The sequence below is a fragment of the Corynebacterium sp. c7Ub_26 genome (assembly GCF_053760365.1).
In genome coordinates this window covers 114,035-135,136 of record NZ_JBSNBL010000003.1, presented here as the reverse complement: position 1 = coordinate 135,136, position 21,102 = coordinate 114,035, and the positions used below count along the sequence as shown (strand labels likewise).

Here is a 21,102-nt window from a genome sequence, read left to right as displayed (position 1 = left end):
CAGTAGCGCCTACACCGTCGATAGGGCACGATTAATACAATGCAGGGTAAACGAAATAGCAATCAGACTGACGCGTCCGCAGACGTTAGCGCGGACGCTACCGCCGGCGACACTCCCGACCACGAGGGCAGTTCGCGAATTAACCGCGCCGAGCAGGTCAACCATCGTGGCAGCTCGTTGCGGCCGCAGCGTCGCCAACAGGAGCTGTGGGAGAAGTGGGACCACCGCGCCGATTTAGCCGAGGACGCCATCCATGAGCGCCATGCGCGCCGGGTCTGGGGCCTGCCGGGGACGAACCTCGCTGTGGTCTCGTGGCCGGCCTTGACGCGGGATAAATTCTTCTTGCGCTGGCATTACTGGTGGCAAGCCCACTATTTGGATTGCTTAGTGGACGCGGCGTCGCGCCGTCCGCTGAAGTCCCGCTCGCGCCGAATCAGCCGGACCATGCGGGGAATCCGCCTCCGCAACGGGGCGCCGCTGACCAAGAACCGCTACTACGACGACAAATCCTGGTTAGCGTTGGCACTGGACCGCGCGGAGGGCCTGGGCCACGGCCACCAGGCGAGGAGCCTGAAAGACCTCCAGCAGAACATTATCGACGGTGTCGACTCGCTGACCGGGGTTGTTCCCTGGCGCGTGGGGGAGGCGTTTTATAACGTCCCGACGAATGGCCCGGCGGCGATCATGATGGCGCGGATGGGTCGCGTGGACGAGGCCGAGGCCCTCACCGACTGGATGTTCGAGAACCTGATCAACCAGGACGGTCTCTTGATCGATGGCATCCGCATGAAGATGGATGGCCCGGAGCCCTCGACGGCTGTGTACGCCTACAACCAGGGCGTTGCTTTAGGCGCGTGCGTCGAGATTGCTCAACGACGCCGCGAGGAAGTTGGCATCACGGATGATCCGTCCAGCGCCGGGGCGCACGCCGGTTCCGACGTGGCGATGTCCTCGATCACCAGGGTCCACAACCTAGTCCACGCCATCGCGGTCAACTTGGCGACGGACACCGGCGTGATCAAGGGTTCCGGCAGTGGTGATGGCGGACTCTTCCGCGGCATTCTGGTGCGGTACTTAGCTTTAGTGGCGACGGACCTCCCGGACGATCAGAAACTATCGCGCGCGACAAAGCGCTTGGCAGCGAAACTTGTCGTGTCGACGGCAGACGCGGTGTGGGACCAGCGCCTGGAAGTCAACGGCCTCCCCGTTTTTAGTGCGGATTGGACGCGTCAGGCGGAAATCCCGCGCTCGGGTGGCCGGATTGCCGGCTCGAGCGGTAGGGCAGTAGCAGGTTCGGAGATCGCCGAGCGTGATCTGTCCGTACAGTTGTCGGGCTGGAGGGCGATTGAAGCTGCTGCCCGGGTGGTTAATAACGAGCGGTTGCGAGGGGCCTAGTGGCTATGGCACGCCACCCCGCTGACGCATCGTGATAAACCTGGGGCGTCAGCGGTCTTTGACCGGGGTAAGCAGGCTGGATTCGTATTTGATCTCACCGGCGCGAACTTTGTCGTAGTAGCTGAGCTTCGAATCGATGAAGGCCAGCATGTCCCGCAAGCTTGCGATCTTGTCTTCGACAACGTGGCGTTGGTTATGGAGGATGTCCTTGCGCTGAGGAATACTGCTTTCCCCCTTCAGGCACAGCTCCATGTACTCACGCATCTGCTCAATCCCCATGCCGCATTCTCGCAAGCAGCGAAGCCCCCGCAGCCAGGCAATATCGTGTTCATCAAAGACACGATAATTGTTTTCATCGCGCATGACTCGTGGTACGAGCCCGATTTTGCAGTAATAGCGCACGGTGTCAATGGAGATTCCGCTGGCTTCGGAGGCCTCGCTAGTCGAATACAACATGGTGTGTTCTTAGTTGTTGGAGCTCCGCTGGTCGATGAGATCCTTGAAGAAATCGACAGTCTCGACCGCCTCGTGATCGAAGAACAGGGAGGAACCTGAATCCAGCTTAGCGATGGCGGCCATGTCGTCGTCGGTCAGGCTGAAATCCTCGATGTCAATATTCTGCTGGATGCGCTCGGCGTGGACAGACTTTGCCAGCCCAACGATGTTGCGCTGGTAGAGCCACCGTAGTACCACTTGGGCGACTGACTTCTCGTATTGCTTACCGATCTCGGTCAGCACAGGGTTTTCGAAGAGCCCATTACGACCCTCGCCGAAGGGGGCCCAGGCTTCGACGGTCACGCCGAGTTTCTGCAGCTGAGCAACACGCTCGGTTTGCTGATTGAACGGGTTAATCTCAATCTGGTTTACAACTGGGTAGGCGGAGTTGAAGGATCCCAAGTCGTGTAAGCGTGATGGGGTGAAGTTCGATACACCGATCGAGCGGATCAGCCCTTCTTTCTGAGCGCGCTCGAGCGCCTTCCAAGCTCCATAAACATCGTTGAAGGGCTGGTGGAGCAGCATGAGGTCAACGTAATCGGTGCCCAGTTTGTCCAGTGAGGCTTTCACGCTTTCGTACGTGGCATCCTCGCCGTAACTGTCCAGCCACACCTTGGTGGTGAGGAACAACTGATCGCGAGCAATACCGCTACGGCTGATTCCTTCGCCGACGGCTTCTTCATTGAAATATGCCTGGGCGGTGTCGATGTGGCGGTAACCAGCCTCGATGGCGTGGGCGACCGCGTCGGCCGTCTGGTCAGCGGGAATCTGATAGACGCCGAATCCCTGAACAGGGATCGTGTGGCGGTCGGACATAGTCAGTGGTTTCAGCATGATGCACTCCTTTGAGATTGACTAGGTCCAATTCAACAACTTGGGAGTGACTCCCAAGTTGTTGAATTGGGATGTGTAGTGGTGTATTTTTTGGGTGCTGAATAGGTCGCCTTAGTCAGCCTGGTAGGCGAATCAGGACGTACCGGCATCGTGACGAGTTCCCCTCGGAATCGTGATTTTCCTCCGTGTGTGGTGCAAGATCGTCTTTGCATGGGCCACATTTAATTAGCTGGGCTTGAGTTTGTTAGTTTCCGTGGGTGATGGCTGAGGGTAAAACACCAGGTTTTGAGTCTTTCTGCGGACCCTTATGCAGGGGTCTAGTGGGGCTTATTCTGGCAAGAGCTATGGTTGATTTAGAGAGCCGGTCGCGTTGATAGCGTGAATAGCAGGAATAAGGGTCCTGTTTGTCGGTCATATTTTAACTAATTGGATAGGTTCGGTACGGTGCTTTAGGAGGAATCTGAGTCGACTACCTTTGCAGTTCACATTCCGAATTATTCTTTGTTTTCCACTTTGTAGTAGGTCTGAATGGGCCTAGTCGGAGCGAGTAGATAGCTGGATCAACAAGAGTGCCTTAGAGTGTACTTTTACTTTCTGCTATGCGGTGACCAGGTAGGAGAATGGAACGTTCAACTTTGAGAGCCGGGTAGTTGCCGGCGGGATACAGAAAAGAAGAATGCTGGGTAGCTTAAGCCGGTATCCTCAAGGTTGCTTCGGGTTGTTTTACCGGGGACGGCGTAGAACATAGCGTGGAGTTTGTTCTCGATCTGTCGGCTAGGATTTTCACTGTAGTCTTACGAATCCCGAGTTTTTGATTGTCGATCATCTCTTCGGAAGGTGCTTGCGGATGTTTTCTTTTGACGGTTTAGGCTCACTATCTGACTTTCTCGGCGCAATGGCATCGCTCGCGGGGTTGGGTATCAGCCTATACGCACTGAAGCAATCTTACGATGCTGAGAAAGCCTCTAGGGAAAACAGTGAGGCCTTGCGTTATCAGCAAGAACAGCAACAGAAATTCGAACAAGAACGTGCCCATCGAAGAGAGGAGCATGATAGATGGATGAAGGAAAACTCCCGTATTCAGAGTGAAATCGAGCTAGAGCGTCACGAACGGGAAAGGACTAATGAAGCTCGGAGCATGGCTCGCTCTGTAATCTCCTGGTGGGCTAAAGATAATGACGATCATTGGGGTCTTATTGTTTTAAATGATGGCAGTTCGGCAGGAGTTGTTCGTGATGTAGAGATTAAAGCAAGTACTAAGAATTATGAAAAAGATCCATTAAAGATTCAGTTTTTACCACCGGGCCAGTTTTTCGTTAAAAGTCTCGGATGGGGAAAGCCTCATATTAGCTGGGATTTTCCGAAGGCCATCAATAGCTTAGAGGAATATTCTCCTATAGTGACTTCGAATGATTATTGTGTGTATTCTATTGAATTTGAGGACTCTGTGGGGGAAAGATGGAGATGGACGCCCGAGTCTAGTCTTCAAAAAATTCAATAATCCCGATAAAGCTTTGGTATTTCGAGGATGAAGCTGTCATGCGCTAGAGGTGGTTTATCTTCCACGGCTGGCAGGCAGGTATTGAACATTCCTGCAACAGCTAAGTCCCTGTCCTCTGTGAACGATTTTAATAGAAGAGCTCTTCTATCACTTTGTCGATCGAGTCCAGAGGAGCTACAAAACACTCGGTGACATGAGTAGCCTTTGCTGAACTGTCTAAGGAATTGGGGTCTTGAGCAGTAATTTCTAATCGGGCGTGGGAGAACGCTCTATGGATCGCAGCTTCGACAGCCGACGCCTTGACGTTATACAGCCTGTAGGTTGCGGCTACTTCGACAGGCGCAAATAGATAGGTAGCTGATTTTTCTGCGCCTCGAATGCGTCCTTCGACGGTGTCAGTAGTGAAACCGATTTTGTACAGGTTCTTGATCTGTTTGATGTCAGGATCATCGCTCAAGGAGCGCAGGACATAGATATACCCAGAAGCAATCTCTTCGCCATCGATTTCCGAGGTTTGGATAGGTGTCGTCCGGGCAAGCACTTTTCCATCCTCCTCGTAAAGGCGAATCGCGAAAGACTGTACATACATGGCGCTCTCGGTTCCGTTTTCAAAAATCAGCCGCAAGCGGGCTTTCGGCTTGCCTTTAGAATCGAGTGGCGCATTGGGCTCGGGGTCGTGAACTTCCGCTACGAATACGAGAGCACCTTTGAGCAGAAAGAACTTGCCTTCGGCGATAGACGTTTCGCCGGAGAACTCTGCGAGTGCAGCGGCGCCGTTTCGCAATTCTTCGTGCTTTTTCTTGAAAAAGTCACGGAATTGGTCAAAGTCCTTCGCTTTTTTACGCTTGGCTACAGAGTCGGCACTCTTACGCGTCGTCTTCGGAAGGATACTGACATCGTAGAGGTCAGATTCTTTCTCCCCATCAGACAGGATGTTGCCGAGTATATCATCGCCGAACTCTGGGTCTTCCAGAAGGGCATCGACGGAGTCCGGTACCTCAGGAGGATCTAGCAGTCCTACATCATCGAGGTGGGCGAGGGCGGATCGTTTCTTGTCGTCGGCGCGGATACCAACAAGGCGAGCCCCGAGCTTCCGCTCTGCAATGTTGAGAGTATCCGGTGATGGCTCACGACCGTTCTGGTCATAGAACTCGAGAACTTCTATAAAAGCCCGCTCAAGCCGATCATCACTGGTGAGTTTGCGTGGCTTGGCCGGCTCATCAAAGAGCCCCTCCGTGTCATTTTCCAGTAATTCTAAGAGTTCAGGAGAAAACTCCTCTGACATCTATCCTTCACCCCTCTGGGGCTCCTGCTCGCCTTCCGTGTTCTGTTTAGTGGCATTCAGTTGCCGCTTCTTTGCTTGCAACCACAGCAGAATCTCGCCTAGCCGCTTTTCCTGCGGACTGTCAGAGCGTGAGTCGGGCCTGCGCTTGTGCATTTCCACGAACGCCTTAATCTTCGGCGCCATCTGTAGCGCCTCAGCTTCTGTCACTTCGACTTTAGAAGCCGTGATCGCATCCTGAATCGTTCGCAACACTGTGGTGTCCACGTTTTTGCTCATGATCTCAAACGCTTTTGGAACGGGTTGATGGAATCAATGAGGTTGATATTGATTTCCTCGATATCCACAAATTTGTCCGCCATGCGGATAAAACGATCGTCGCCTACTTCCCTTACTTCGCCGTTCTTAATCACAGAGTCAACCACTACCTGCTGTCGGACTTCTTCGACTTCCGCCTCATTGAGGTCTGGGTAGCGCTCTCGGATAATCCGCGGAATCAGCACCTTATTGGTGGTCTCAGGCTCCATTCCACCGGCGGCAGCTTTAGCGAATGTGACGTCTTGCAGAATTGTGGCCTTGAGATCGCTTAAATCTGTGTCCACGATCTGTTTGACTCGCGCTGTAGAGGGCTCCTGGAAGCCCTGGATCTTGACTACGCCTCTGTCCGTTTCGTTGTTAGAATCATCAGTTTTCTTTGCTTTGAAGGTGAAATTCGGCGCGAGAACTTGTTCCATCAGCAGGGATGCAGTGATGGCTTTGAGCATATTGTTCACTGCTAGGGTCACATCGCCGGTATCCGCGTCAGGCTGAGCGACCAGGTTGGTGAATTGCGCGTGCGATTTCCCTTCGCAGTCTCGTGTAACCCGTCCGATGATCTGAATGATCTCCGTCAGGGAAGCGCGGTAGCCGATGGTCAGAGCGTGTTCGGCATAAGGCCAGTCGAAGCCTTCTTTTGTCATGCCGAGAGCAATGATGATGTCTACTGCATCTCTGTCCTTAGATGCCACGGTGGAAAGGTAGTGAAGCACCTCTACACGCTGCTTTTGGTCTGTGTCATCCACGAGATCTGCTACGCGGATGAGTTTGCCATTATCTCGGCGGCGTACAACGTGTATTCCGTGCTCATTGGTTTCGACCACCTTACCGATGGCGTCTATTATCCTGCCGACCTCTTCATATTTGTCTTTGGTGGAATCGCCAGAGTTTACCGACGGGATATGAATGATCGTTTTGCGGTCAAGATCGAGAGCTCCGCCGATGCTATCGGTGTATTGACCTTGGTAAAAGTGGTGTCCGATGCCTAGGGAGTGTAGGTATCGGTATCCGTTGAGCTGGTCATAGTAGTTGAAGGTAACTGGTGTGAATTTGGCTTCATCTTCTGCAGTGAGCACGGGCACACTGTCGCCACGAAAATAAGAGCCAGTCATTGCGATTACATGGACATCGGACTTGGCCATGACGTCGCGCAGCACTCCGTCCAGGCGGTTGTTCTCTAGGTCGGCGGAGACGTGGTGGAATTCGTCGATCGCCAGCACACAGCCGTTGAAATCCTTGGGGGAGGGCGCATCGAAGGCATAGCGCAGTGTGGCATGGGTACAAACGAGTATGGCATCTTTGTTTGCCATAAAACGCCTAAAGGATTCCACCATGGATGCCGTGGATCCCGGTCTGCATAGGTTGTTTTCCGGTTTGACGCTCCAGTTGGCGAAGAACCCGTTAGCCTGCAGGTCAGTATCACCGAAGGATCCGCCGATAGATCTTTCTGGGACAGCGACGATGACTTTCTTGCGCCCCTGGTTGAAGAGCTTATCCAGCGCTACGAACATGAGCGCGCGCGATTTACCGGAGGCCGGGGGCGCTTTAATGAGCAGGTATTGTGCACCACGCGCTTCCCACACACGTGCCTGCATTTCGCGCATGCCCAGCTCATTCATGGCCACGGACTTCCCTGATTGCTGGTAGGTCACATCCACGATGTTCATGGCGTTGATGTCAGGCTTTGATTGCTCACTCATTTATCTGCCTCTTTCTTGGTTTTCCGACGCCGCCGCGTGGTGGTTTTAGCTGCTTTCTTGGCTGCTCTTTCGGCTTCGAGAGCTTTTGCTTCTTCTGAGGCCAACTTCTCGTAGAGTTTGAAGAGAGCTGCAAGTCGTTCTTCATCGGAGGCGAACCCTGATTTGCGGTAGATGCTATCCACGAGCGCGTCATTGTCGGCATGAGCTTCATGCAACATGTGCGGCATCGTGTCTGGGTCATACAGCTCAGCAAGGGTGAGTTCGCAGAAGTATTCCCGCACATCCAGGATCCTCAGTGCCGTTCGCGTGAGCTTTTCTTTCATCGGGCCCGTGAGGTGCGGGACGGGGAAGTTGTTGTAGACGATGGTGTTGGAATAGCGGTAGTCCGTCTTCATCTTCCCGCCAACGGCGCCCAGCCAGACCATGTGGATCTTGGAGGTGAGTAGGGCGAAGAGCCACGGTTCGGCGTTGTAGATAGCGAAGGCCAGGTTCGAAATGACGGTATCGGGGCCAAGAAAACCAATCGGGACGTATTCGCGCCGTTCAGATGAGACGCTGGGCACGATGATCGAGTCCGTGGGCTTGTAGCGGTTTTCCGTAAAAGCCCACGGTTTTGAAGCCCACTTTTGAGTAGCAGCTTTTGGGCTAGCCAATCTTTGAGCTTTAACAAGTTCGAACCGTTGGGAGAGCTCTGATAGCTGATAGGCATCCTCAGCGTATTTATCGGGTACCCAGATGCAAAACGTTCACTTCTATCGATAAACTCATCTGAGCCGATAAAAGGCTTAATATACCGAAAAGATTCAGGAGAGTTACTTAATAGACTAATTCGTTCTTCCGCTGAAAGCGTTAAGTACGCTGCGCCAGTCGCCTGCGATCCCTTAACTATTGATGGTAGGTTAGTTGAAATTTGTTTATTTTTTCTACTTTTAACGATAGGAATCTCGGAGTCAAGCAAATAACAATTTATGTGATTGACATTCCGACGTATTGAGTCATCAAAAACCCATTTTGGCTTATTGGAAGTGTTTCTGATAGAAAGAACCACCACTGTAACTCCTGCATTGTACTTTGCTGAGTTAGTCCACTTGAACGAAGTGTATGTATAGCCGATCTCTAAGCCTCGACCAAATATTTCCTCATAAAGAATATTTGCTTGTTCACCTTGCGTAACAGAGTTAGTGGAGACGAATGCGATCTGAGCTTGTGTCCCTTTGATGTACTTTGTTCCAAGAGTGAACCAACCAAAGATGTAATCAGCTTTTTTAGGATGGCTTGATAAATTGAAAGCAATTCTTAGATCTTCTTTTTGCTCCTTTGTTTGCCCATTTGAACCCAGATAAGGCGGGTTGCTAATCAGATACACCTCGTCCTCAGGATTATGGGGACAAACTTCATCCCAGTCGATGCGACAGGCATTTGCGCAGGTAATTTGCCCCATGCTTCGTAGCGGAATCATTGGTAGTTGAAAGCCGAACTTATCCAGATACTCCTGGTTCATCTGGTGTTTGGCGATCCACAGAGCCAGAATGGCAACCTCGGCTGCAAAATCGTCGATCTCGATTCCATAGAAGTGATCGACCTTCACGACGGAATCAGAAAATAGCGTCTGGTGCTTGGGACTCAGATATGCGAGCCGGTCCAGAATCGCATGCTCTAGACGTCGCAGTTCCTTGTAGGCGATGACAAGGAAGTTCCCCGATCCACAAGCAGGATCGAAAACTTTGATACCGGCGATCCGATTCAGCAACTTCTCCAGTTTCGGGACGGAGTTGTAGGCGGCGTCGAACTGTTCCTTGAGGTCATCGAGGAACAGCGGCTCGATGGTTTTCAGGATGTTGGGCACAGAGGTGTAGTGCTGTCCCAGCTCGGAGCGAGAGCCCGTTTGCACTACAGCTTGGAACATGGAACCAAAGATGTCGGGGTTCACGTCTTTCCAGATCACCCGTCCCAGTTCGATCAACAGATCCCGGGACTCTCGGTCAAAACTGGGAACCTGGTAGAGAGCGTCGGCAGAAAAGAGATGTCCATTGACATAGGGGAAAACCTGGAGGTGTTCAGGTAGGCGGGACTTATCGTCCATATCTAACGCAGCAAAAATCTCGGTGATGACGCTCGCAACATCGTAGCCGTCCTCCTGCGTGTAGGACGCGATCGCCTTGGTAAAGGCTCCCTCGGGAAAGAGGTTGGTATCTTCCGCGAAGTAGCAGAAGAGTAGTCGAGTGAAGAAGATATTGAGTCCGTGGCGGTCCGCATCTGTGGCCAGCGTGACTGCATTGTTGGTGACGAGGGCGTCGAAGAGCTTCCCCATTTTTTCTGCAGCTTTAGTATCTGCATGTTTTTCGGGCTTGAACTGTGCCTTTTCCATTCCCGCCCAGGGGAGGAAGAAGGCGTAGTGCTTATTGATCTGCGCGATGGGGAAGATTCGGTTCTCGTTAGTCTTTGTATCTATAGCCGCTAACCACTCATTGTCCGAGGCGATGACGAAGCGGGTAGTGAAACGAACGACGCGCTCGTGCTGGCGGAGTCCTTGGACCGCCTTTAGAAGGCGAGTTTCCCGCTCAGCGGGGGAAAGCTGTGTGATTGACCGGTTAGCATCCGAGGTCTCACTGGGATCGGCGATATTCTGGTAGTACACGACATTTTCTGTGCGTATTCCCGCGAGGGATCCTCGGCTATGTTGATAGAGCCGTTGCGGAGCCGGGTGATGCTGCTATTAGAGCGGCCATATGCCGAGAGAAGTTCGAAGAGCAGCTCATCATCGTACTCTTCGCGTCCGGCGAGAGCTTTGACTCGTTCTTCGATTGTTTTGATGTTGAGCAGGGGCACGGGTAGAGCCTTCTAAATGTCACGGCGGGAGTTACGTGCTGCCAGTTTATCGGACCGCACTGACCTTGAGAATGGTTTCCTCACGATATGGGTGTACTTCTGACTGTCATCTCTCTCCCCGGCTGGTAGTGCTTTTTGTTTGCCGTCAGCCACGGAAAGTTGCACAAAGTTACACTTAAACCGACAAAAAGTGACACTTTTGACAGTTTAGTGACAGTTTCGCGGTCTGGAAACTATAAACGAGCAGTTCAGAGTGCATTTTTAAACTACAAATGTTTGTAACTTTTGTGACTGTTTGTCACTCACAAACTCCCACTAAGTGGCGTTGAGCGCCGCAGTTCACGCCAAATATCCAAAACTTTAAGACTTAACTCGAAGTTTTCGTCAGTTTGTTTGTGACTTTGGAGGCAGCGGGCACCGGTTGTAACGCTCCCCGCGCGATGCGCTTCATAAACCGGTGAGATTACGACTCGCTAGCCTCGCGCTCGTGCAGGGTCTCTTTAGCATCACGCGCAGCCAGCGGAGCAGCAGAGTCGTCGCTAGTAGCAGCCCCCTTCGATGCACGTGACTTCTTAATCGCACCGATAATCCCCGGCAGGATAGAGATGAACACGATCGCCAGGAAGATAAGCTCGATATTCTCGCGCACGAAGGTGAAGCTCCCCAGCCACACGCCGAGAACCGTCACGCCACCGGCCCACAGGAACCCGCCGCAAATGTCGAAAAGGAAGAAGCGGGCATAGTTCATCCGCGCCATGCCGATAGTCATAGGGGCATAGGTGCGGACAATAGGCACGAACCGGCACAGGATCACAGCTAGCGCCCCCCACTTCTTAAAGAACGCCTCGCCTTCAGTGATATAGGCCTTCTTAAAGATGCGACCGTCAGGGCGTTTCCGGATTCGGTCGCCGAGCTTCCGACCAATCCAATAGGAGGACTGGTCGCCAGCGATAGCGCAGGCAATGGAGACCAAAAGCACCTGCCACACGGGGGCGAAGCCGTTGTGTTGGTTAGCCAGCATGCCCGCGGTGAACAACAGGGAATCACCGGGGAGGAGGGGGAACCCGAGCCCGGTTTCCACGAAAATAATGAGCCCGAGGCCGGGAAGAATGAGGTGCCCGAAGGGGCTATCGGCGCCCAGCCAGTACATCGGGTCCAGCAGTTTCGGAGCTGCTGTCACCGTCTCGCTCGCCTGGGCGAGGACGCTGGTGCGCAGCTGCGGTACCAGGTCGGCAGAGGCCGCTAGCGTTGCTCGTGCCGACGTAGCAGCGTCGGCAAGCATGTTTGTGCCGTTAGCAAGAGCGGCGGAAGCGAATGTTTTTACCCCTGTACCACCCATGGTGAACGCTTGGGTAAGAACAGTGAGGTCGACAGCGGTCAGTGCACTCATGATCCCACAGCATACTTGGTACCGATCCATCCTTTTGACTCCGAAACCGTGAGTTTCCTGTGAAATTCCTTAATGGGGCATCACGATGCAGGTCATGAGTGGTAAAGGACGTGGTGTACGGGATAGGGGCGGCGAGTTGCTATGGGTAGTGACGTAGCTAACATTGGTATCCAATTCCGTTTGCTATGGCCAAATTCCCCTCACCATGCACGGCTTTTCTCGCCGTGCCGTATCTTCTTACGTGTGAATCATTTCCACGGTGTAGAGCGGCTTAGCGACGGCAAAATGATAGTGATCCAGGGCTCCGTTGCCGCCGGGATTGCATTTTGGTTTGCGCACCATGTGATCGGTCACCCTCAGCCGTTCTTCGCTCCCATGGCGTCGGTGATTGCGCTCGGCACCAGCACTGTCGGCCGGTTGCGCCGCTCGGTCGAACTTGTTGTGGGAGTGGCCTTAGGGATTGGGATCGGAGACATTATTATCTCCCGAATTGGGACGGGATCTTGGCAGATCGCCATCACCGTGGCCTGTGCCCTGGCGGCCGCGTTATTCCTCGATAAGTCCCCACTGGCTCCTATCCAGGCAACGTGCTCGGCTGTTTTGGTAGCGACGATTATGCCTCCGGGGACAATGGGTGGCATCACCCGAATGATCGATGCCCTGGTCGGCGGCCTCATTGGGATTATGGTGATCGCCTTGGTGCCTAATAGCGCCGTTCGTCCTGCGCGCCGTGAAGTAAGCCGAGTGATTGGCCATGCGGGGCGTGTTCTTGGCACTGTGTCGCGCGGACTGAGGAGCAACGACGTGGGAGTGGTCTCTGACGCGTTGGTATCTGCCCGAGGAACTCAGGCGCGGATTAATGCCATGATTGCCGCTGTACAGGGCGGTACGGAGGTCGCTGCACTGTCCCCATTCTATTGGGGTGCGCGTCGTGACATGCGGAAGATGAGTCAGATTTTGTCGCCAGTGGACAATACGATGCGCAATTCTCGTGTTCTAGCGCGCCGGGCCGCCACGATCATTTCGGACCAGAAAGATGTTGATGAGCGTATTCCAGTTATTTTGCATGCGTTGGCACATGCCTGTCAGGAATTAGAATCGATCTTTGCTGAGCAGGGGAAATCGGGAAAGGTCCATGAGGCCCAGCGCTTACCCGCTGTGATTGAGCAGCTGAAGAATACAGCGGCGGTGACGTCCGGAGATCATGGTGAGAAATCCGGTGTTTCTGGCATTGTTGTGATGGCGCAGGCAAGGTCCATCATCGTGGATCTGCTCCAAGTGTGTGGTTTGTCGCGTGAATCGGCTGTAGTTGTGTTGCGGCCGGAAGGCAAGAAAGGTGACGGCTCTAACCTACAGATTTGGGAAGGTTAAACGCGGGCGTGGGTTCGCGCGATGGCGTCGCGCTCGCTTTCGCTCAGTCCGCCCCAAATGCCGTAGGTCTCGCCTACAGAGAGCGCGTGTTCTCTGCATTGGTTAATAACTGGGCACGTTGCGCATACTGATTTTGCAGCGTGTTCGCGGGCGGCACGGGCGCGTCCGCGTTCGCCTTCCGGGTGAAAGAAGAGGGATGCGTCGGTGTCTCGGCATGATCCATGCCGTTGCCATTCCCAAGACTGGATGGTGGGGGTGGGCAGGTTGTGGATCTGAGGAAGCATGTTCTCCTCCGTCGGGTGTGATGTGGGTCGTGGTATGTAGATGTGTGGTGCCGCTCATGTTTGTTTTGGTTTCTACCGGGTGCAGTAGCAGTACCTCTTCATCTACGGGGCGGGTGGTTGCCCATTCTTCAGTCAAGACCGCGTTGGTGAACGGAACGTAACGAGAACACGACTTTTAGGTTGCAAAAGTAATTGACGTATCTGGTTGTAGGTGGCCTGCCTCTTGTTGAGCAATCGTGAGCGTTCTACGCAGAGACTTGTTGGGGATAGTTCCAATCAACGGCTCGTCGGATGATCGTCCACTAAGAACGCGGTTCGTTGGGCGATTGGCAAAAACCGACTCTGCGACGGACAGGTACCCCCGTGCTGAGGGGTAAATAATCGCCAATTCTGTGCATTTAATACATAGGATTGTTTTCTCTGTTTTGTCGTAGTTTTGAGTGGCGGACGGTTGTAGGCGCGGTCATGTAGTCTGGTTTCTCAGGTTCTATAGTGCTCATCCGCGTTCTATAGAATCGCAGCAATATTTTTACGACACATCGTCGTATAAATTGTCCATTTTCAATAAGCGAAAACACCGCCGATCAGGCTCTTTGTCTGTTTATATATTCATCGACGCAAATAAAATTGTCTTTTTCTGATCTTCACGTCAGAATAAGGCAAGAGGAATCGCGGTGTAGTGCCCGAGGCTGCGATTGGGTGTGTTCTCGTCGGTGGTGACGGCGCCGACGAGCCGTCGTCGGCAGTGAAAGAAGAGAAAGTTAATGTCTGCAGCAGCTAGCGATGGGGCCATTAATGGCCTGGTTGCCGCAGCTGCACGCGGGGATCGGGATGCCTTGCAGAAAGTCATGGATTACATCCACCCAAAAGTGGTGGTGTACTGCCGACATCGTCTGTCAGATGATTCTTTCCCTGGTCCGGAGGATATGGCTCAAGAGATTTGCATGGCCGTATTGAGGTCGATAGATCGCTTTGTTGACCGTGGAACGTCGTTCATGTCCTACGTGTACGGAATCGCTAGTCACAAGGTCAAAGATGGCTATCGTTCGATGGGGAGGGACCGCAGTCAACCGACGGATGAGATCCCTGAAGCCATCCATGATGTTGCGGGTCCAGAAGAGTTGGCTATTCAGTCGGATGGCCGTAACAAACTGCTGCGTCTGCTCGACATACTGGGTGAGAGACCGCGCGAGATCATTATTTTGCGAGTTCTTGAAGGGTATACTTCGGAGGAGACAGCCAAGATTGTTGGTTCCACGCCGAATGCCGTTCGAGTAGCTCAGTTCCGGGCGATTGCTAAATTGAAAAAGGCAATGGCTGAGTCGCCTGACTATGGTGAGGCGATTGCTTTGGCCAACAAGACCAAAGAGGGCTGACAGTGATCACGGGGGTCAACTCACAAAGGAAATACATACGTCGCGGCGGCAACACCGTGCCCATGATGGTGATTATTGCCGACGACGGACGTAGTGCGGTGTCGCCCGCAGGCGGGGCCGTACAGTAATAACCGGTTTTGGTGTGGATGGAACAGCAGGAGCGAACAGATGAGTGGTTTTGATAACTGGGATCGTGAGGGGGTTGAGCACGATCCAGAATCCCTAGCTGCTGTTGACCGCTACCTTGATAATCTTTCCCGGGGTACTGCCTCCGACGATGACCTCGGTCAGCTGTTCATCCAAGCTCGGCAGGATGCGGAACGTGATATCCCGGCAACACCTCAGCTCAGCGACCTAGGCTTCTTCGATAGTTTCTCCGACGACGAGGCGCTGGACGATTCCCCCGTTGCTAGTGCTCCGACGACTGTCTTCCGCCCCGTGAATGCGGATGGGCAAACCACTCAATCTGGTGACGACGCAACTCGCGATGGCGGCGGTGACGCCACGGTGCATGACTTCGCGGCCTGGAAGAACCAGCGGGACGCGTCGGGTGATGATGCCGCCAAGGGTTCGCGTTCGGGTCGTCCCCGTCACCGGTCGTGGCGTCATGGCGATAACCACAATCCTGTCCCGCGGTGGATGTATGCCCTCGGCGGCGCTGCTGCGTCCTGTGTATTTATTGCCGGTGGCGGAGCTGTTATCCACGCCTCGACCCCCGGTTCGCCTCTGTGGGGCCTGAACCAGCGGTTCTTCGGTGATCACGCTGCCGTAGTTGAGTTGGCCTCGACGCTCGATCAGGTCCGCGAAACGCAGGAGGCCGGGGACACCCCAGGTGCTGCTGAGTTGCTGGAAAAGGCGCGCGAAGTTGCCCACAAGGCCAAGGACTCCGGCTCGAAGGATTCGAAGAAAGACGAATCAACGACGACGGTTACTGTCACCGATCAGTCTGTCGTGAAGGGGTCCGACGGCAAACCGACCACCATCGAGAAGACGATGAGCAATGGTGAGCCGAAGAAAGCTGAGCCGCGCAAGGATCCGACGACCACGAATGATCGCGATACCAAGGACACCAAGACGACCACTGAAACGTCGACGGTCACCGTGACCGTGACGACGACGGTGACGCCTGCTCCTGTGCCTGGGTCGAACAGCAGCAAGAGCGGTTCGAACTCAGGGAGCGGGAGCTCATCGCGTGGATCGTCGTCATCAGATGGTTCGAGCGACGATGTGCTCCAGTCTCCGTCGTCGGGCGACTCAAGCACTTCCTCCGAGGAGTAGAAGCCGGTCGGCGTCGCCACACCGTGCGGCCCGGTGCGACCGCGCCTCTACCGGTACCCGGCGATGCCGTGGTTGAGCCCATCGAGGAAACCGAGGCAGTAATCCCACGAAGCGTACTCGTCGGGATTGGGGTTGGCACTCGGTTCATGAATGGGTGGCTGCTCGTGGTTATACAGCGCGAGCAGGTTGTTAATAAGTATCCCCCAGTCGTAGTAGTGTATCTCTTCGCAGTCATCGCACAGCATCTCCACACCGCGAATGCCTAGCGGGGTGAGAACACGCTGCATCTCCCGCACGTGGTGAAGTTCGATAATGACTTCGCCTTTTTCCTCGTCGGTAAGGGGTTCCATAGGCTCATCGGGGTCGAGGAAAGAGACGGGATCATTGGGATCTCCCGCGAATGGGTCCGGGGGCATATGGTCTGCGAAGTTCACCCCACTAGGCTAGCTCATGTGCCACAAAATCTTTGCGGTAGCATATGACAAAAGAGTGCGTGGTGGCACTTCGCTTTCGTCATGGTCCTAGGAGATAAATAGTGGAACGCACAGGTGGCGACGACCCCAACAAAGTTGCTCTTGTAGGTCTAACTTTCGATGATGTCCTTCTAATTCCTTCCGCCTCCGATGTGATTCCTTCCGAAGTGGACACATCTGCGCAGCTCACGCGCAATATCCGGCTGGGTATCCCGCTGGTATCCGCGGCGATGGATACGGTGACAGAGTCTCGGATGGCCATTGCGATGGCTCGGCAGGGCGGCATCGGCATCCTTCACCGCAACCTTTCTATCGACGACCAAGCCCAGAACGTGGAGGTAGTGAAACGTTCCGAGGCCGGTATGGTCACGAACCCCATTACCTGTTCGCCGGGCGACACAATCGGTTACGTCGACGAGCTGTGTGCCAAGTTCCGTGTCTCCGGTTTGCCCGTGGTTAACGACGAGGGCACGTTGGTCGGCATTTGCACCAACCGTGACATGCGGTTTGAGTCTGATCTGTCTCGCAAGGTTGCCGACGTTATGACGCCGATGCCGTTGATCGTTGCCCAGGAGGGTGTCTCGGCGGAGGCTGCTCTGAACCTGCTGTCCACCCACAAGGTGGAGAAGTTGCCGATTGTTGATTCGGCGGGCAAGTTGACGGGCCTGATCACGGTGAAGGACTTCGTGAAGCGTGAGCAGTACCCGAATGCATCGAAGGATAAGGAAGGCCGCTTGATCGTCGGCGCCGGGATCGGTACGGGCGAGGATTCATGGAAGCGTGCCGGCGCTTTGGTTGATGCGGGTGTTGATGCTCTCGTTGTCGATACTGCTCACGCACACAATTCCGGTGTTCTGAACATGGTCGCGCGGGTGAAGAAGGAATTCGGTGACCGCATTGATGTCATTGGTGGCAACCTGGCGACGCGTGAGGCAGCCCAGGCCATGATCGATGCGGGCGCCGATGCCATCAAGGTGGGCATTGGGCCTGGTTCTATTTGCACGACGCGGGTTGTTGCGGGTGTGGGCGCGCCGCAGATCACGGCGATTATGGAAGCCTCCGTTCCTGCGCATGACGCCGGGGTTCCAGTTATTGCCGACGGCGGTATGCAGTATTCCGGCGATATCGCGAAGGCCCTGGTTGCTGGCGCGAGCACGGTGATGTTGGGCTCGCTGCTGGCCGGTACTGCTGAGGCTCCGGGGGATGTTGTCACCGTGAATGGTAAGCAGTACAAGATGTATCGCGGTATGGGTTCGCTGGGGGCTATGCAGGGTCGCAGCCTGAAGGGTGAGCAGCGGTCGTACTCAAAGGATCGCTACTTCCAGGCGGATGTCCGCAGCGAAGAGAAGCTCGTTCCCGAAGGCATTGAGGGGCGTATTCCGTTCCGCGGGCACATCGATGGCATTGCTCATCAGCTCGTGGGTGGTTTGCGTGCCGCCATGGGGTACACCGGTTCCGCAACGATCGACGATCTCCACGACGCCAAGTTTGTGCAGATCACTGCGGCGGGCCTTCGGGAGTCGCATCCGCATGACATCCAGATGACGGTGGAAGCGCCCAATTATTACCAGCACTAGAGGCGTCGCCCGTGTCGGCCACGCGCGGCCTTCGTCGTCAGGCGTGTTGGGCGCCGAGTGAATTGTTTTTGTTGTCGGCAGCCCGTTCGGGCTGCCTGTCACTGTGAGGAAATACAGAAAAATCATGCGTGAAGTTGTGGAAATTGGTTTGGGGCGGGAAGCTCGCCGGACATACGGGCTCGATGACATCACGATCGTGCCTAATAGGCGCACGCGGTCGTCGAAAGATGTGGATACGTCGTGGACGATCGACGCGTACCACTTCGGCATTCCTGTCCTGGCACAACCGAGCGACGCATTAACCAGCGTGGATTTCATTAGTGAAATGGGCCGCCTGGGGGGCGCTGCGGTTATTAACGCTGAAGGCTTGTGGGGCCGAGTGGCGGACATGGGCGCTGCTGTGGAGCAGATCGTGTCGACGGCCTTCGACGAAGAGGGCTATGACGATGGGCAGATGACCAATCGGGCTATCCCGCTGTTGCAGAAGCTGCATGGTCTGCCCCTGGATAAGGATTTATTGTCGGACCGTATTCGCGACGTTCGTGCTTCGGGCGTGACGACGGTGGTCCGCGTTTCGCCGCAAAATGCTCGTGAGCTGGCTCCGGTGGTGGTCGCGGCGGGTGCTGAGATTGTGGTCATTCAAGGGACGTTGATTTCGGCCGAGCACGTGTCGGCTGATGGAACACCTCTGAACCTGAAGGAGTTCATCGGCTCGCTGGATGTTCCTGTCATTGCGGGGTCCGTATTGGATTACACGACGGCTATGCATCTGATGAGGACCGGTGCAGCCGGCATTATCGTCGGCGGTGGATCGACGACGAATGCAGACACGCTGGGTATTGATGCTCCGAAGGCGACGGCCATTGCCGACGCGGCCGCTGCTCGTCGTGATTATTTGGATGAGACCGGCGGCCGGTATGTCCACGTGATCGCGGATAGTGAGTTGGAAACCTCGGGCGAGATGGCGAAAGCTATCGCGTGTGGTGCTGACGCTGTGATGTTGGGTAGCCCGTTGTCGCAGGCCAAGGAGGCTGCAGCGACCGGATACTACTGGCCTTCGGTGGCTGCGCACCCGCGTTTCCCGCGTGGGGTCATTGAGAACCTTGTCATTGAGCGCGATGAGGCTCCGTCCTTGGAGAGAGTTCTCATGGGGCCGGCGACGGAACCATTCGGCAGCTTGAACCTGATCGGCGGTGTTCGTCGTTCGATGGCGAAGGCTGGGTACACGAATTTGAAGGACTTCCAGAAGGTTCAGTTGAGCGTTCGGTCCTGGCTGTAGCTGGTGATGACCTTGGAGTGTGAGACGGGGTCGAGGTTTGTCCATCTGACGCGGTAGAGTCTTCTGCGTGAGTGAACAGCAACAAACCCCGTCTCCTGTTCTTGTCGTTGACTTTGGTGCCCAGTACGCCCAGCTCATTGCTCGGCGCGTGCGTGAGGCCCGCATTTATTCCGAGGTCATTCCGCACACCGCGTCGGTGGAGGAAATCAAGGCGAAGCACCCGGCTGCGCTGATCCTCTCGGGCGGACCCTCCAGCGTTTACGCTGATGACGCTCCTGTTTTTGACCCGTCGGTGCTGGACTTGGGCGTTCCCGTGTTCGGCATTTGCTACGGTTTCCAGGCGATGACGCACGCGTTAGGTGGAGTGGTCGCGCGCACGGGGGACCGCGAATATGGCCGGACGACGATGTCCATCGTCGGCGATGGCGGCCTCCTGCACGACGGCGCGGTGAATGACGTATGGATGAGCCACGGCGATGCCGTGTCCGAGGCCCCGGAGGGCTTCGTGGTAACAGGCCGCTCATCCGGAGCACCGGTCGCTGCGTTCGAGGATGCGGATCGGCACATGGCCGGTGTGCAGTACCACCCGGAGGTCATGCATTCGCCCGAGGGACAGAAGGTCCTGGAGCGTTTCTTGACGCAGATAGCTGGGCTGAAGCAGACGTGGACGCCCGGCAATATTGCCGATCAGCTGGTGGAACAGGTTCGTCAGCAGGTTGGGCCTGAGGGGCGGGCCATCTGTGGTCTGTCTGGCGGTGTGGATTCGGCCGTCGCTGCTGCCTTGGTGCAGCGGGCGATTGGTGACCGCTTGACCTGTGTTTTCGTTGACCACGGTTTGTTGCGCAAGGGGGAGCGCGAGCAGGTCGAGAATGATTTCGTTGCGTCGACGGGTGCGAACTTGGTCACAGTCGACGAAACCGACGCATTCTTGTCGGCGTTGAAGGGCGTGACGGACCCGGAGAAGAAGCGTAAGGCGATCGGTAACGAGTTCATTCGTTCATTTGAGCGTGCTGTTGCCGGTGTGTTGTCCGATGCTCCGGAGGGTGCGCGTGTTGATTTTCTCGTGCAGGGTACGTTGTACCCGGATGTGGTGGAGTCCGGTGGGGGCAGCGGTACCGCGAATATCAAGAGCCACCACAATGTGGGCGGTTTGCCCGACGATGTTGAATTTACGCTGGTAGAGCCGCTGCGTTTGCTGTTCAAGGACGAGGTTCGTGCGGTGGGGCGCGAGCTCGGTTTGCCCAGTGCTATTGTGTCGCGCCAGCCTTTCCCTGGTCCGGGCTTAGGTATCCGCATTATCGGTGAGGTTACGTCTGACCGTTTGGCGACGCTCCGCGAGGCCGATGCGATTGTCCGCCAGGAGCTGTCCGCTGCGGGGCTGGACGATTCGATTTGGCAGTGCCCCGTGGTCTTGCTGGCGGATGTGCGGTCCGTGGGAGTGCAGGGCGACGGCCGGACCTATGGCCATCCGATCGTGTTGAGGCCAGTCTCGTCGGAGGATGCGATGACAGCGGATTGGACGCGCATTCCTTACGACGTGATGGAGAAGATTTCGACCCGCATTACCAACGAAGTCGCTGAAGTGAACCGCGTGGTGTTGGATTGCACGTCGAAGCCCCCAGGAACGATTGAGTGGGAGTAGCCCGCGTCGGCGTGTGAATCGGGGGTCGGCCGGCGCTTGAGCGGGGACCCTGTCGACGTGTGAATCGGGGGAGTCCCCGTC

Annotated in this window: 14 protein-coding genes and 2 pseudogenes; 8 read left to right on the top strand and 8 right to left on the bottom strand. The window is 55.2% G+C overall.

Going from position 1 to position 21,102, the window contains the following annotated elements; translation table 11 throughout:
• Positions 1 to 39: 39 nt before the first annotated feature.
• Positions 40 to 1,395, top strand: coding sequence for a glycoside hydrolase family 76 protein (locus ACWORE_RS06365; RefSeq protein WP_455303192.1), 1,356 nt, complete (start codon positions 40 to 42; stop codon positions 1,393 to 1,395).
• 48 nt (positions 1,396 to 1,443) lie between these two features.
• Here ACWORE_RS06365 and ACWORE_RS06360 read toward each other — a convergent pair whose 3' ends face one another.
• The gene (locus ACWORE_RS06360; RefSeq protein ID WP_455303191.1) at positions 1,444 to 1,851 is read right to left on the bottom strand and encodes a MerR family transcriptional regulator; all 408 of its coding nucleotides are present in this window, start codon (positions 1,849 to 1,851) and stop codon (positions 1,444 to 1,446) included.
• Positions 1,852 to 1,860: 9 nt separating this feature from the next.
• Positions 1,861 to 2,724 carry an aldo/keto reductase gene (locus tag ACWORE_RS06355; protein ID WP_455303190.1) on the bottom strand — a complete coding sequence of 288 codons (864 nt, stop codon included), beginning with the start codon at positions 2,722 to 2,724 and terminating at the stop codon, positions 1,861 to 1,863.
• 847 nt (positions 2,725 to 3,571) lie between these two features.
• On the opposite strand from ACWORE_RS06355, the gene ACWORE_RS06350 reads away from it, so the two are divergent.
• Positions 3,572 to 4,225: a hypothetical protein gene (locus ACWORE_RS06350; protein ID WP_455303189.1), complete on the top strand. Its 654-nt coding sequence runs from the start codon at positions 3,572 to 3,574 to the stop codon at positions 4,223 to 4,225.
• A gap of 127 nt (positions 4,226 to 4,352) precedes the next feature.
• Here ACWORE_RS06350 and ACWORE_RS06345 read toward each other — a convergent pair whose 3' ends face one another.
• From ACWORE_RS06345 to ACWORE_RS06330, 4 genes and pseudogenes are all read right to left on the bottom strand, one after another.
• Positions 4,353 to 5,510: a GIY-YIG nuclease family protein gene (locus tag ACWORE_RS06345; RefSeq protein ID WP_455303188.1), complete on the bottom strand. Its 1,158-nt coding sequence runs from the start codon at positions 5,508 to 5,510 to the stop codon at positions 4,353 to 4,355.
• A pseudogene (locus ACWORE_RS06340) lies at positions 5,511 to 7,522 on the bottom strand (DEAD/DEAH box helicase).
• Positions 7,519 to 10,351: pseudogene (locus ACWORE_RS06335) on the bottom strand (DNA methyltransferase). Before ACWORE_RS06335 ends, ACWORE_RS06340 begins: the two co-directional pseudogenes overlap by 4 nt.
• A gap of 463 nt (positions 10,352 to 10,814) precedes the next feature.
• Positions 10,815 to 11,741, bottom strand: a complete 927-nt coding sequence (locus tag ACWORE_RS06330; RefSeq protein ID WP_455303187.1) for a DedA family protein — start codon at positions 11,739 to 11,741, stop codon at positions 10,815 to 10,817.
• 285 nt (positions 11,742 to 12,026) lie between these two features.
• On the opposite strand from ACWORE_RS06330, the gene ACWORE_RS06325 reads away from it, so the two are divergent.
• A complete protein-coding gene (locus tag ACWORE_RS06325) occupies positions 12,027 to 13,112 on the top strand; it encodes an FUSC family protein (protein ID WP_455303186.1) in 1,086 nt (361 codons plus the stop codon).
• Here ACWORE_RS06325 and ACWORE_RS06320 read toward each other — a convergent pair.
• Positions 13,109 to 13,396, bottom strand: coding sequence for a WhiB family transcriptional regulator (locus ACWORE_RS06320; RefSeq protein WP_455303185.1), 288 nt, complete (start codon positions 13,394 to 13,396; stop codon positions 13,109 to 13,111). The genes ACWORE_RS06325 and ACWORE_RS06320 overlap by 4 nt on opposite strands.
• Positions 13,397 to 14,160: 764 nt before the next feature.
• Here ACWORE_RS06320 and shbA point away from each other — a divergent pair.
• Both shbA and ACWORE_RS06310 read left to right on the top strand, forming a co-directional pair.
• On the top strand, positions 14,161 to 14,772 hold the full coding sequence (gene shbA, locus ACWORE_RS06315; protein ID WP_296137193.1) for an RNA polymerase sigma factor ShbA: 612 nt from the start codon (positions 14,161 to 14,163) through the stop codon (positions 14,770 to 14,772).
• Between the two features lie 168 nt (positions 14,773 to 14,940).
• On the top strand, positions 14,941 to 16,050 hold the full coding sequence (locus tag ACWORE_RS06310) for a hypothetical protein (protein WP_455303184.1): 1,110 nt from the start codon (positions 14,941 to 14,943) through the stop codon (positions 16,048 to 16,050).
• A 47-nt stretch (positions 16,051 to 16,097) separates the two neighbouring features.
• On the opposite strand, the gene ACWORE_RS06305 is transcribed toward ACWORE_RS06310, so the two are convergent.
• A complete protein-coding gene (locus ACWORE_RS06305) occupies positions 16,098 to 16,466 on the bottom strand; it encodes a DUF5319 domain-containing protein (RefSeq protein WP_296137416.1) in 369 nt (122 codons plus the stop codon).
• Positions 16,467 to 16,585: 119 nt separating this feature from the next.
• Between ACWORE_RS06305 and guaB the strand changes: the two genes are divergently transcribed.
• The 3 genes from guaB (at position 16,586) to guaA (ending at position 21,021) form a co-directional block, all read left to right on the top strand.
• A complete protein-coding gene (gene guaB / locus ACWORE_RS06300; RefSeq protein ID WP_455303183.1) occupies positions 16,586 to 18,100 on the top strand; it encodes an IMP dehydrogenase in 1,515 nt (504 codons plus the stop codon).
• 124 nt (positions 18,101 to 18,224) lie between these two features.
• Positions 18,225 to 19,379, top strand: a complete 1,155-nt coding sequence (locus ACWORE_RS06295; protein ID WP_448234568.1) for a GuaB3 family IMP dehydrogenase-related protein — start codon at positions 18,225 to 18,227, stop codon at positions 19,377 to 19,379.
• A 67-nt stretch (positions 19,380 to 19,446) separates the two neighbouring features.
• Positions 19,447 to 21,021 carry a glutamine-hydrolyzing GMP synthase gene (guaA, locus tag ACWORE_RS06290; RefSeq protein ID WP_012730993.1) on the top strand — a complete coding sequence of 525 codons (1,575 nt, stop codon included), beginning with the start codon at positions 19,447 to 19,449 and terminating at the stop codon, positions 21,019 to 21,021.
• Positions 21,022 to 21,102: the final 81 nt, after the last annotated feature.